This window comes from Streptomyces sp. NPDC020983 (assembly GCF_044333485.1).
In the GTDB taxonomy this organism is placed as follows: domain Bacteria; phylum Actinomycetota; class Actinomycetes; order Streptomycetales; family Streptomycetaceae; genus Actinacidiphila.
In genome coordinates, this window is record NZ_JBIRRA010000007.1 from 64669 (window position 1) to 77126 (window position 12458).

The window sequence follows — 12458 nt, forward strand, 5'->3', positions numbered from 1 at the left end:
ATCCATCGGATGACAAGGCGAGATGTCATGGAGAGGGTGACGCAATGAGTGACGAGCCGGAACCGTCCGCCGGCCGGGGGCGCTCCGCGGGTGAGCCCGTGTCGTTCATGGCCGCGGCAGCCGCCCTGTCGGCCATCGAGGACGCGGTACGCGGCGCCCAGGATCCCGCCGGGCACCGCGACGGCGAGCCGGGGCCCGAGCCCCAGCAGGCCATGGCCGCCCTCCTGCTGCTGCGGGAGCTGCGCACCCAGCTGGCGGGCTGGGAGGCCGGCATCGTGGAGACCGCGCGCGCGGCCGGGGCCACCTGGGCCGACCTCGCCCCCTCCATGGGCGTCGCCAGCCGCCAGGCGGCGGAGAACCGCTACCTGCGGCTGCGGCCCTCGCCCTCCGGGAGGGCCGACACCGGCGCGGCGCGGGTCAAGGCCGTGCGCGACCGCAGGGCCGCCGAGCGCAGCGTCAGCCTCTGGGCCCGCGACCACGCCGCCGACCTGCGCGTGCTCGCCGCACAGGTCGCCGCCCTCGCCGACCTGCCGCGCGAGGCCGATACGGCGATGGCCGCCCTGCACAGCGCCCTCGGCGCCACCGACGCGGCCGCCCTCATCGGGCCCCTGTCGACCGTCCGCGCCCATCTCGGCGCCGGCCACACCGAGCTCGCTGCCCGGGTCGACGCCCTCACCGCCCACACCGACCGGCTCCGCGAGGCCAGCAAGCACCGCCGCGCCTGACGACCGGGCCCGCGGGGACCGTACCCGGAAAGGGGTACGCGCCCCCGCGGGCCCGGTGTGCGCGGCGGCCGTGCGGTGGCGCCGGCCTCAGCCGCCGGAGACCCTCGCCGACAGCTCCACCAGCCGGGCGACGCCGAACTCCAGCTTCAGCGGCAGGGTGTGGTCGGCGCCGAGGTGGGCGCGGGTGAGGCGGACGGAGGGGCCGGAGGAGGAGCCGAAGGTCACCGTGGCGCCGGGAGCAAGGAGAATGCCGGCGCTGGTCATCGATCCGCTGCCGCTGCCGCGGCCCCCGACGAGCTGCCCCCTGCCGCTGTCCGGCGTGGCGACCATGTCGAGGTGCTCGGGCACCCCGCTGCCGTTGTGGATCGTCATGGTGAGCGTGCCGGTGCCGGACGCGTCGACATGGGCGACGGCGTCGGTGACGGTCAGGTCGACGTCCGGCGCGACGACGTGGAGCCGCCCGAGGACCGGCGAGGAGGACGTCTGCGGGGCGGTGTCCCCCTCGTCGTGGCCGCCGCACGCGGTGGCGAGGGCCGCCAGCGCGACGGCCGCGCACGCGGCACGGACGAGACGGACGGAACGGGGGGCGGTGCGCGTCGCGATCACCCCTGCATCATGCCAAGGGGCCCGCCGGTCCCCGCGGGCGCCCCGTCCGCTCCTCCCCGCGGACGGCACCGACGGCGGTGTGCGGCGGCGCCCGGCCCGGGGGGCCGTCACATGGCGGATGGGGACACGCTGCCGGGATGCGGCACGTGGCGCGCCCCGGCGGAGGCAGCGCCCCAGGCGGGCGGCACGAGGCGCACCTGCCGCGGGAGCCGGCCCGGCTCCCGCACGCCGCGCGCCGCGCGCGGGACGCGGGGCCGTGGAGGACCCGGGCGGGACGGTCAGGGGCGTTCCGGGCCGTGGTCCCGGGGAGGCCGCGCGCCACGGCGGGCGGCCGCGGCCGTCACCGACGGTGGCACGGGCGTGCCGCAGGGCGCGTCCCCGGTGCGGCCCGGCGAATCCCGCCCACCGCGCCGGGAAACCCGGCCACGGCTTCGCGAGCGGCGCGGGACCGCGCGGCGGCACCCGGCCGACCTGGTGCGTAGCCGCCCGGCGGGACCGGCCGGCAGAGCACCGCGGGCGCTCAGCCACCGGTGTCCAGCACGTCGTGGACCGACCGGCGCGGTGTCGCGGGCCCCTCCGGCCCGTAGCCGAACCGGATCACCATCTGCACGTGCACGTACTCCTCACGCGGGTCCCGCAGGGCCCACCGCAGGTCGGGCCACTCCACCGCCTGGCTGAACAGCGACGCCCGGACCCCGTGCGCGGTGGCCACCAGCAGCGCCCGCTCCAGCCCCTGCCCGGCACGCAGCCAGTCCGCGGGGCCGTCGTCCTTGGTGCCGAGCACGGCAACGGTCGGCCGCTGCTCGTAGGCCGCCGGCTGCCGGGGGCTCGCGCTGACGCCCGCGCTGAAGTCGCGTACCGGCATGCGCCCGGAGGAGTCCCGGGCGGGGAGGGCCGCGGTGGGGACACCGCTTGCGGAGCCGTCACGCACCCACGCGCGGCTCTCCGCGGCCCGCGCGGGGTCGGCGAGCCCGCGCCACTCCGCCTCGGAGGTGAGGTGCAGGACGCGTGCCGTCTCCTGCGTGCCGGGAAACACCAGGTGCGTGTCCTCCACGGCGGCCGCCGCCACGATCTCGTCACGGACCGCGTACGGCACCGGGGGACCGCTGAACGGGACGCGGCTGCTGTGCCGCCGCCACACCGCGTCGTACAGCTCCGCCTCCTCGTGCCGGCCGCCCAGACCGCGGGGCCCCGCCAGCCGCACTGCCGCGAGCCGGCCCGGGTCGGCGGACCGGGGCAGCAGCCGGATGACCGGTTCCCAGCCGAAGTGGGCCACGGCGGCCCGCAGGTTGAACAGGGCCGCTCCGGCGGAGACGTGCAGTCCCCGTCCGGTGGGATCGATACGGTCCAGCCCCCGGTCCGCCGCGGCGTGCACCTCCACCGTGGTGGTGGCGGGATCGAGGCGGAAGCGCCATGGCTGCGTGTTGTGTATCGAGGGCGCCGCCACTGCCGCGGCGACCAGCTTCTCCAGCGTCGCCCCGTCCAGTGTCCCTGCCACCGCTCCGGTCGTCATCGCCGCCTCCTCACGCCGTGCACCCCCTTCCACCAGCGTGCTGGAGCCGGGCCGCCCGGTCCAGTGCCCGAGGTCACCGCCGCCGGGGCCGAACGGCCCTGTTCGCACGTGCCCCCAGCGGGAACCGGCCGCCGCTCCGGCCCCGCGGCCCGCGGCGAGCGCGGCCCTCGGCACCGAGGGCCGCGGGCCGCGCCATACGCCGGCCTCCGCCGCAAGCCGGGAGAGGTTTCCCCCGGCCGTCGTGCCGTGCCGCAGCCGCTCCTGTGGGGCCACGGCACCGGTCCTCCGGCAGGGGGATCAGCCGCCCCGGCGAGGCGAACGGCCTCGCCGCCCCGGGCGGGGCCGCCGGGGCCGCAGGCCTGCCGTGACCGGCCTCCGCGGGCCCCGGGCCATGACGGCGCGAAGGCGGGGTACCCGACAGACATGAGGAGGCCGGCGGGCGAACGGCTCGGCGGCACCGACTGCGAATCGGAGGGATTCACCATGCTCACCGCTCTGGCGGACATCCTGAGGTCGGTCGGAAAGGCCGTGGCGACCGTCGTCTCGCTGCCCTTCAAGGCCGTGGCACGGCTGTTCGGCGGCGCGGCCGACACCGCCCACGGGCACCACTGAGGGGCGCCGACGTGGGAGCGCCGCACAGCAGACACATGACTCCCGACCTGCCGGCCCGGGTCGCGACCCCCGACCTGGCCGGGCAGGCCGGCCCCCGGTCGGAGAGGCCCCCGTCGGGCCTCGTACGTGGCAACCCACCGGCGGGCCGGGAGGAACGGAACGTGCCGCGCGAGGAGTGACCCCGGCGCCCGCCGCGGCTGCGCACCACTGGCCGCGCCTCGGCGCGGGTCCCCGGCTGCGTCGCCGACGGCGGGCGCGGTCCGCCGACGGGGCATGCGGCAGGCTCCGGCCCGGCCTCCGGCGCCGCCCCCGGAGCGGGCCGTTTTCCCGCCCGGCCGGCGCGTGAGGCGGCGCTCTACGGCAGAGCGGCGCAGATCCGGCGGGCCTCGTCCAGATCGTGCCTCGCCTGCGCGTCGAACGCGAAGACCCGGGCGTGGCGCTCCTGGGAGCGGCGTACGGCCCCGGCGAGCGGCTCGTACGACGCGTCCCCCGCCGCGGCCGCCGCGGACAGCGCGCCCGCCGCGGCGTAGCGGTTGACGGCGATGTCGCCCTCGGGCCCCTTCGTGCCGTACGCCGACTCCTCGAAACCGCCGAGTGCCTGGCAGGCGGCGCGGGCGTCGCCCGCGGGGGAGGTGCCCGCGGCGGGAGCGCCGTCGCCGCCGCTCAGGGCCCAGCCGGCGCCCACCGCGCCGGCGCCCAGCACGAGCCCCGCGACCAGGGCGAGGGCGGTGGCCGCCGTACGGCGTCGCGGCTGCGGGGGAGCGGGCGGAACGGCTGGCGGGGCCCCGGTGGCGGGCTGCTGTGACTGCATCAGGCCAAAGGTAGTGCAGGGCGGCGCCGCCGGGTGCCCCGGGCGGGCTGGGCACAACGCGGCGCGCGGGACCGGGGGTTGCGCAGACGCCGCCCGGGCGTTCGGACCGGGTACCCCGCGGGGTGCGGTGGGCGGGACGCGGGCGCCGGCGGCGTACCGGCGGGCCGTCCCCGGTACGCACCGGGTGACGGGGGCTCAGGCGGTGTGACGTGCCAGGACCGTGTCAAGGAGCCGTACGGGTCGTGCAACTTTGCCGGCGGTGTGCCGGGAAGTCTGGTCGGCGACGAGGGAGAACTCTCTTCGCTGATCCAGGAGGCCGTTTCCGTGATGGTGCCGCTCGCCGCCACCGTCCCGGACCGCCCGCCGCCGCCCCCGGCGCCCACGCGTGCCGCTGTCCCGCGGCTTTTGCGCACCGGTCGCGTCGCAGAGCCCGGCGGCCCTCGGACCCCCGGGCGCACCGCCGGCGGAGCCGGACACGTCCGCTCCACGGCCCGGCCGGAGGCCCCCGCGTCCCGTACGGCAGGGCGCGGACGCCTTCCGAGGGCGATATGAACGACTGGCACAGCTGGGCGGCCGTGGCGGTCTTCGCCGGCACCTACGTGCTGATCATCAGCGGGAGGATCCACCGCGTCGCGGCGGCGCTGGGCGGTGCCGCCCTGATGCTGCCGCGGGCGTGCGCGTCCGGCCGGAACGGCCGGGAGGTGACGGGGAGCCCCGGCCCGGCCGTTCCGGCCGCGGGCGGTCGTTGTCGCGGACGGCCGCTTCGGCGAGGGCGCAGATTACCGCCGGGGAGCCCACCTCAAGGCGGGGACCTGGATGCCGTTTGGGTCTCCCTCAGGCGGCGGTCGGTTCACCGCCCGCGGAGCGCATCACCAGGTGGGCGTCCAGGGGGCATCCGCAGCCTCGTCCTCCTTGCCGGTCGGCGGGGGGCGGCGCGGTGCGGTGCGGACGGTCACGCGGCCCGCCGGACGGTGCCGGCGGCGATGCGGCGCAGCGCGGCCCTGACACCGGCGGGGAGCGGGGTGCGGTCCAGGGCGGCGAGCGCGGCGCCGTGGCGCTCGGCGATCATGGCCTCGACGGCGGCCACGGCGCCGGTGGACCGCAGGACGCGGAGGACGCGCGCGGCTCCGTCCTCGTCCAGTGTCGGCCGGCCCACCAGGTCGTCGAGCACCTTGCGCTGCTCGGGCCCGGCGCGTCGGACGGCCAGTGCCATGAGCACGGTCGCCTTCCCCGCGCGGAGGTCCTCCACGACGGACTTGCCGGTGACCTCGGGGTCGCCGAAGGTCCCCAGCAGGTCGTCGCGCAGCTGGAAGGCGTCCCCGAGGGGCAGTGCGTAGGCGGAGAGGGCCTGGAGCAGCGCGGGCCCGGCGCCCCCGAGGGCGGCTCCGAGCTGCAGCGGCTTCTCGACGGTGTAGGTGGCGGTCTTGAGCCTGACGACGGCCAGCGCCGTCTCCAGGTCGTCGCCCGCCCCGCCTGCCGCGAGGAGGTCCAGGTACTGGCCGAGGCACACCTCCCGGCGCATCGCGTCGAGCAGGGGCGCGGCGGCGGCGTGCTGCTCCGGGGACAGGCGGGCGGAGTGCAGCAACTCGTCGGAGAGGACGAGGGCGAGATCGCCGAGGACGATGGCGGCGTTGACGCCGAAGGTCTCGGCGTCCTCCCGCGCGGCGTGGCGGGCCGCGAAGGCGCGGTGGACACTGGGGCGCCCCCGGCGGGTGTCGCTGGCGTCCATGACGTCGTCGTGGATGAGGGCGAAGGAGTGGAAGAGCTCCAGGCTGGCGGCGGTACGCAGGACGCTGCGCTCGCCGCCCGGCGCACCGGCCGCGTGCCACCCGAGAACACACAGCAGCGGGCGGACGCGCTTGCCGGGCGCGAGGACGAAGTCAGCCAGCACGGTCGCCAGTTCGTCCCCGCAGCGGTGACGGGCGGGAAGGGACGCGGGCCGCCCGCGGAGGAAGTCCGCGAGGGTGGCGTCGATCCGGCCGCGGATGTCCGCGAGGTCGAGTGTGTCGGCGGCGACGTCGCGGCACATGGTGGCTCCCTTGGCGGAACGGGGAGAACGGGTGGAGGGGCGGGGAGGGGCGGCGGCCCGTGGCAAGTGCCTCAGCGGCTCCCGGCGGTGCGTCGCCGGAGTGTCGGGGTGGGGGCCGCGAGGCCGATCCGGGTGGCACCGGCCGGCGGCAGACCGCGGCGGCGGCCCTTCCCGGACTCGTCGAGGGCCGTACGCAAGCCCGGGCCGCGGCCGGACAGGTCCCTGGTGACGCCGCGCACCTGCCGGGGGGCCGTGTCGACGGCGCTCACGGTCCCCGGAGCGGCGCGGACGGCCTGTTCGCCGAGGACGGAGATCGTCGGGCCGGTGCCGATGCCCCGCCGGGTGGAGCACTGGATGACGGCGGTGAGCGCGGCACCGGAGCCGGGCGCCTCCAGGGAGGCGGTGGCGCTCTGCGGTACGGGTGCGGCCATGTCCCCGCGGGCGCGTACCGGTTCGAGGCCGGCGAAGGGGGCCGGCGGCGCCTCGCCCCGCGGCATCTCCGACCCGGCGGTCATCTCCGCCGCCACAACGCCGGGGCGGGTGCCCGGCGCCCGCCCCACCGTGACGCCGAAGGGCCCCGGGCCCTCCGCGGCCGGCCGGATCTCGCGGGCGCGCTCCGCCGCCGTCCCGGCCGCGCGCCGCGACGCCCGGCCCGGGGGCGGCAGCGCGGCCGCCGCCTCGCGCCCCGCCAGGTGCGCTACGACCCGCACCGGCGTTCCCGCGCGGCTCCGGCTCATCCCGCCCGCCCTCCGCCGCACTCCCGGTGACGGGCCCCGGCCGGCCAGCCGCGTGATGTCCTGCCGGAGGGCCTTTCCCTCCGTCCCGCGCGCCCTGGGCACACGGGCGTCGCGCTCGTCGTCGCACCGGGCGCCGCCGGCGTCCGGGTTCGGCCCGGCCCGGGCGGACAGCAGGCGGAGCCCTGGCGCTCGCCGCGGTGGTGACGGGCCATGCCGAACCTCCTGGACTTGTCGCCGGATCTGCGTGCCCACGGCCGGCGGAGGGCATTCCGCCGGGCGCCCGGCACGGTCACGCGGCCGCCCGGCCAACGCAATTGCGGAGTCCCCGGAGTTCGCAGCAAAAAACCGCCCGGCTCGGTGAAAATACCACGTCGGGCGGCATTCTGTTCGCTGTTGCGCCGCCGCGACACCGTTTCGGCCGGAGGCGGCCCGCCGGCTTTCGATGGGCGGGAGAAAGGATTTCGCCGGAGTCACCGAATTCCGGCTGGAGTGAATTCACCGGGTTGGCGGGATACCGGCGGGCGGAAATGCAGAGGAGGCGTCCGTGGCCGCGCGCGGCCACGGGCGCGGGCGCCGCGCGAGCAAGGGGAAGTCCACGGACCGTGGCAGGCGCCGCCGGTGACCGGTCGGAAGGTCCCCCGGGGGGCACGCTCCGCCCCCGCCGTCGGCACCCGTCTCCCCGCTCCCCGCGAGGGGGCGGCACCCCGTGACGAGCCCGCTCGTCCGCGGGGAGATCCCGCGGCCCGCCACCGGCGGCGCTCGCCGTCGGGTCCGCGGGCGGCTGCGCCCCTCCGTTCCCGTGGACGCGGTGCCTCCCGCGGCCCGCCGCCGGTGGCGGGCCGCGGGGGTTCCCCCTCGGGCGGTCAGTACGTGGTCGGCACGTACGGGTAGCACTTGCTGGTGGAGTTCCACTCGTAGGCGTAGCCCACCACGAAGTCCCCGGTGTGGGGGCCGACGATGCCGTCCTGGGCCAGGGTCACGCGGGTGTGGGTGCTGATGTAGAGCTGGAAGGACTTGATGCCCTTGTAGGTGTCGGAGCCGAATATCCCGTCCTCCGACACGTAGTGGTACGCGCCGCTTTCCCAGTGCAGGGCGTTGATGGCCCGCTGGGCGCAGATGACCCCCCAGTAGTTGCCGGAGCCCACGCCGATGTTCGCCCGCGACGTGCTCGCGTCCGCCGTGCCGCCCAGGACCGTGGCGGACAGCGCGAGGACGCCAGCGCCGAGGCCGAGCGCCCGGCCGAGCCTCTTGCCGTTCATGTCGTTCTCCCCTCGTGTCGGTTCCCCCGCCGGGCACCGGCCCGCGCGCTCCGGGTCCGGGCGGACCGCGGCGGCGTGGGCCGGTGCCCGGCCCGCACCACACGCTAGGGACACCGGCCGCGGTGCCGCGTCCCGCAGCGGATGGACTTCCCGGGTCAACCGCCGCGGGTGGCGCGAGCTGCGCGTACCGCGGTACGCGTAGCGGGGGTAAACCCCCGCCGCAGCCGCTCGTCCGACTTCCGGCCGAGGCCGCGGTCGCCCGGGCGGTGCGGCCCGTACGCGCGGCCGGTCGGACGCCCCGCTGCCGCAGCAGGGCGCAGTTCGCGCTCCGGCGGCGGCAGGGCGTCGCCGGGCCGTCCCGCCTCGGGTACTGCCCCGCCAGGACGTGGTGGGCGAACGCCCCGGCGGCGGGGTCGCCGGCGGCGCGGGGGAGGGCCGCGGCGAAACCGCCGGGCCAGCCCGCGTCCTCCTGGCGGGCGCGGAGGCGCAGGCAGGTGAAGGCGGCCCGGACCAGGGCCTGCCGCGTGTCCGCGGCGTCGGCCCACGGGCGCCGGACGAAGGCGGCCAGGTTTCCGGCTTCCTCGTCGCCCCCACGGCGGCCGGCCGGCGAAGGGCGGTTCGAGAACGGCTGGCTGCGGGAGATCCAGGAGCGCGTCCCGTCGCGGGGGAAGACCGTCCACGGTTGCGCGGAGCACTGCACCCCGCCGGGCCCTCGCCCCCGGACATTCCGGCAGACGCGGTCGGTCCCGCCCGGCGGCGCCGCAGCGCCGCGCGGACGGACGGGCGGGGGCGGCCGGGAGGGGCGCGGACGCGCGGCGCCCGCCCGTGCCTCGCGCGGGACGCCGCCACCGCCCGTGCCCGGGCGAGGCCGCGACGGACCCGGCTCGTATGCTGCGGCCATGACCGAAACCCACGATCCGACGCCGCGCGAGGCGTTCGAGCTGCTGCTGGCCGGCAACCATCGCTTCGTCGCCGGCGCCCCCGAGCACCCGAACCAGGACGCTGTCCGCCGCACCGAGACCGCTCCCTCCCAGCAGCCCTTCGCGGTGCTGTTCGGGTGCTCGGACTCCCGGCTGGCCGCCGAGATCATCTTCGACCGGGGCCTGGGCGACCTGTTCGTCGTGCGGACCGCGGGACACGTCACGAGCGCGGAAGTGCTGGGAAGCATCGAATACGGTGTGGAACTGCTGGACTGCCCGCTCGTCGTGGTCCTCGGTCACGACTCCTGCGGCGCGGTCGGCGCGGCCTGCGCGGCCCTGGACGAGGGACTGGCGCCCGCCGGCTACATCCGGGACGTCGTCGAGCGCGTCACCCCCCATGTGCTGGCCGCCCGGACCGCCGGGCGCACTCAGCCCGAGGAGATCCTCGCCGAGCACGTCAGCCGCACCGTCGACATGCTGCTGGACCGCTCCCGGATCCTGGCCGAGAAGGTGGCCGCGGGCCGAACGGCTGTCGTGGGCCTGTGCTACCGCCTGACCGACGGCAGCGCCCAGGTGGTGGCCGCCCGCGGTCTCGAGGCGGAAGTCACGACCGGCTCCTGACCCCCGGGCCGTCCGCGTGCCGGCGCCGCAGGCACGCGTGCCTGCTGTACCCACCGGTAGGGGCGTCTGCGCTCCGGGGACGTCGTCGGCCGGAGCGCTGTCGGCCCGCTGTCCCCGGGGCGGCGGGCCGACAGCGCTCCCGCTCCGCCCCGGTGAGGGTCCTTGCAGGGCTGAAATTGGACTGTACTGTCAAGTAAAGATCTGCGGAAGGAAGGCCCCGCCATGGAGACCCGGGTGGACGACGTCCGTGCCACGGAGGCCGGGCGCCGCAGGTCGGCCTCCGACGAGAAGATCCTCGCAGCGGCGAAGGAGCTGTTCCTGGCCGGCGGCTACGACCACGTCACCCTGGAGCACGTCGCCGAGCGCGCCGGCCTGTCGCGGCAGACCGTCTACAACCGCTTCGGGTCGAAGGAGGCGGTCTTCCGGGAGACGGTCCGCCACCACTGGTCGGCGTTCGCCGGCCCGGACCGGCGGTTCGTCGAGCACGTCGCCGGCGCGAGCGCCGAGGAAGTGCTGCGCGGGTTCGCCAGGTCCCTCCAGCGCTTCGCCGCCGAAACCGACCAGATCCGTTTCGCCCGGCTGGTGGTGACCGAATCCGGCCGTCTGCCGTGGATCGCGGACGAATTCCACCGGCTGGGGAAAGGGCCGGTCGTGGCGGCGTTCGCGGCCGCCCTCGACGACCTGGTCCGCGGCGGCCGCCTGCGCTGCCCGGACACCTACCTGGCGGCGCGCCAGTTCATGGGCCTCGTCCAGGAGTTCCTCGTCTGGCCGCGGGTCATGGCGTTCGAGGAGGAGATCGCCCTTCAGCCGGACGCGGAGGCGGTGGTCGAGGAGGCCGTACGCACCTTCCTCGCCCGCTACGCGCCCGCGCCGGACAGCCCGCCGCGGTCTGCCTGACCCGCGCCCCCCCCCGCGCGACCACCGTCTCCGCGTCCGCCCTCCGGAGGAACCGCTGTGCCCGCACCCGACATGTCGCTCGGCGACGTCGAGATCACGCGCGTCGTCGAGTGGTCCGGCCCGATCCGTACCGCCCGCTTCATCATCCCGGACAGTGACGAGGAAACCTGGCGGCGCAACCGGGGGTGGCTCGCGCCCGACTTCTGGACCCCGGACGACGACGCCTACCGCTGCCGCATCCAGACCTGGGTCCTGCGCAGCGAGGGCAGGACCGTCCTGGTGGACACCGGGGTCGGCAACGGCCGGGAGCGGCCGCAGGTCCCGCAGTTCGCCGGGCTGCGGACCGACTACCTCGCCCGCCTGCGCGCGGCCGGCGTGGCGCCCGAGGACGTCGACGTCGTCGTCAACACGCACATCCACTACGACCACGTCGGCTGGAACACCGAGTGGCGCGACGGCGAGTGGGTGCCCACCTTCCCCAACGCCACGTACCTGATCCCCGGCGCCGACAACGCGTACTTCGACCCGGAGAGCCCGCGCCGCAGCCGGCCGCCGCGCGACGATCACGAGCGTGTCCGCTGGGAGGGCAGCAAGCTCGTGTACAACGACAGCATCGCCCCCGTCCTCCGTGCCGGGCAGGCGGTGCTGTGGGAGGGCTCCTACCGCATCGACGGCAACCTGCTGCTGGAGACCGCGCCGGGCCACACCCCCGGTTCCTCCGTCCTCACCCTGCGCTCGGGCACCGACCGCGCCGTCTTCGTCGGGGACATGCTGCACAGCCCCGTCCAGGTCCTGGACCCCGACTGGAACAGCTGCTTCTGCGACGACCTGCGGCTCGCGGCAAGGACCCGGCGCGCCTGGCTCTCCCGCGCCGCCGAGCTGCGCGAGCTCGTCGTCCCGGCCCACTGGCCGGGGCACGGGGCGGCCGAGGTCCGGCAGGACGGCGACGGCTTCGCCATCAGCGCGTGGGCCGCCTTTCCCCGGGGCTGACGCCCGGTGGCGGCCGGCCTCACCGCAGGCTCGTGCCCGGGAAGACCGCCGTCACCCGCGTGGCGCCGCCCCCGGCCTCACCCCTGCGGTGACCGGGCTCCGGGACGCCGCACCGGCCACCGCACCGCGGGCGGCAGGGGCGTGGGCGCCGCCGCCTGCGGTGCGGCGCGGAACGCCTCGATCACGTAGGCGGCGAAGCGGCGGGAGGTGGCGGCCCGGACGGCGTGCGGCGTGTCCTGGAGGCCCCGGTGGGCCGTGAGCATGAGGACCAGGTCGCCGACGACGAAGTCGGGGCGCAGCCGGCCGCTCTCCTGGGCGCGGCGCGCCAGTTCGCCGACCGCGCGCAGCGTCTGCTCCCGGTCGGCGGTGAAGTCCATGGCCTCGGGGAAGGCCGCCACGAAGGCGTCGGCGAATCCGCGGCTGTCCGCGTGCAGTTCGCAGATCCGCTCGACCAGGCCGCGGAACCCGCGCCACGGGTCGGAGTCCGCGAGGGCGTCGCGGACAGCCGTGCGGCAGGCGCGCCGCTGCTCGGCGAAGGTCTCCGTGATCAGTTCCTGCTTGGTCGGGAAGTGCCGGTACAGCGTGGCGGGGCCGACGCCCGCGTGCCGGGCGACCTTGCGCACGGGTGCGCCCAGGCCTTCCTCGCCGAACACCACGCGGGCGGCGTCCAGGATGCGGGCCCGGTTGTCGCGGGCGTCGGAGCGCGCGGTCCGAGGCAATTGGCCGTTCATCGAGTTT

At 77.0% G+C, this 12458-nt stretch carries 12 protein-coding genes; 5 read left to right on the forward strand and 7 right to left on the reverse strand.

Annotated features, from left to right (window positions below; all coding sequences use genetic code 11):
• Positions 1-44 precede the first annotated feature (44 nt).
• Positions 45-725: a hypothetical protein gene (locus tag ACH4SE_RS16855; protein ID WP_398544156.1), complete on the forward strand. Its 681-nt coding sequence runs from the start codon at positions 45-47 to the stop codon at positions 723-725.
• 87 nt (positions 726-812) lie between these two features.
• Here ACH4SE_RS16855 and ACH4SE_RS16860 read toward each other — a convergent pair whose 3' ends face one another.
• Entirely contained in the window at positions 813-1331 is a 519-nt protein-coding gene (locus ACH4SE_RS16860) for a hypothetical protein (RefSeq protein WP_398544158.1), read from the reverse strand.
• 520 nt (positions 1332-1851) lie between these two features.
• Positions 1852-2844, reverse strand: coding sequence for an Acg family FMN-binding oxidoreductase (locus ACH4SE_RS16865; protein WP_398544159.1), 993 nt, complete (start codon positions 2842-2844; stop codon positions 1852-1854).
• 483 nt (positions 2845-3327) lie between these two features.
• Between ACH4SE_RS16865 and ACH4SE_RS16870 the strand changes: the two genes are divergently transcribed.
• On the forward strand, positions 3328-3456 hold the full coding sequence (locus tag ACH4SE_RS16870; protein ID WP_398544543.1) for an LPFR motif small protein: 129 nt from the start codon (positions 3328-3330) through the stop codon (positions 3454-3456).
• A 355-nt stretch (positions 3457-3811) separates the two neighbouring features.
• Here ACH4SE_RS16870 and ACH4SE_RS16875 read toward each other — a convergent pair whose 3' ends face one another.
• The 4 genes from ACH4SE_RS16875 to ACH4SE_RS16890 all read right to left on the reverse strand — a co-directional run bounded on the left by ACH4SE_RS16875 (position 3812) and on the right by ACH4SE_RS16890 (position 8292).
• A complete protein-coding gene (locus ACH4SE_RS16875) occupies positions 3812-4267 on the reverse strand; it encodes a hypothetical protein (protein ID WP_398544160.1) in 456 nt (151 codons plus the stop codon).
• A gap of 952 nt (positions 4268-5219) precedes the next feature.
• The gene (locus ACH4SE_RS16880) at positions 5220-6296 is read right to left on the reverse strand and encodes a polyprenyl synthetase family protein (protein WP_398544161.1); all 1077 of its coding nucleotides are present in this window, start codon (positions 6294-6296) and stop codon (positions 5220-5222) included.
• A gap of 71 nt (positions 6297-6367) precedes the next feature.
• The gene (locus ACH4SE_RS16885; RefSeq protein ID WP_398544162.1) at positions 6368-7033 is read right to left on the reverse strand and encodes a hypothetical protein; all 666 of its coding nucleotides are present in this window, start codon (positions 7031-7033) and stop codon (positions 6368-6370) included.
• An 863-nt stretch (positions 7034-7896) separates the two neighbouring features.
• Entirely contained in the window at positions 7897-8292 is a 396-nt protein-coding gene (locus ACH4SE_RS16890) for a peptidoglycan-binding protein (protein ID WP_398544163.1), read from the reverse strand.
• Positions 8293-9191: 899 nt separating this feature from the next.
• On the opposite strand from ACH4SE_RS16890, the gene ACH4SE_RS16895 reads away from it, so the two are divergent.
• The 3 genes from ACH4SE_RS16895 to ACH4SE_RS16905 all read left to right on the forward strand — a co-directional run bounded on the left by ACH4SE_RS16895 (position 9192) and on the right by ACH4SE_RS16905 (position 11720).
• A complete protein-coding gene (locus tag ACH4SE_RS16895) occupies positions 9192-9833 on the forward strand; it encodes a carbonic anhydrase (protein WP_398544164.1) in 642 nt (213 codons plus the stop codon).
• Positions 9834-10055: 222 nt separating this feature from the next.
• Positions 10056-10730: a TetR/AcrR family transcriptional regulator gene (locus tag ACH4SE_RS16900; RefSeq protein ID WP_398544165.1), complete on the forward strand. Its 675-nt coding sequence runs from the start codon at positions 10056-10058 to the stop codon at positions 10728-10730.
• A gap of 72 nt (positions 10731-10802) precedes the next feature.
• Positions 10803-11720, forward strand: a complete 918-nt coding sequence (locus ACH4SE_RS16905; protein WP_398544544.1) for an MBL fold metallo-hydrolase — start codon at positions 10803-10805, stop codon at positions 11718-11720.
• A 77-nt stretch (positions 11721-11797) separates the two neighbouring features.
• Here ACH4SE_RS16905 and ACH4SE_RS16910 read toward each other — a convergent pair whose 3' ends face one another.
• Positions 11798-12451, reverse strand: a complete 654-nt coding sequence (locus tag ACH4SE_RS16910) for a TetR/AcrR family transcriptional regulator (RefSeq protein ID WP_398544166.1) — start codon at positions 12449-12451, stop codon at positions 11798-11800.
• Between the last annotated feature and the right edge of the window lie 7 nt (positions 12452-12458).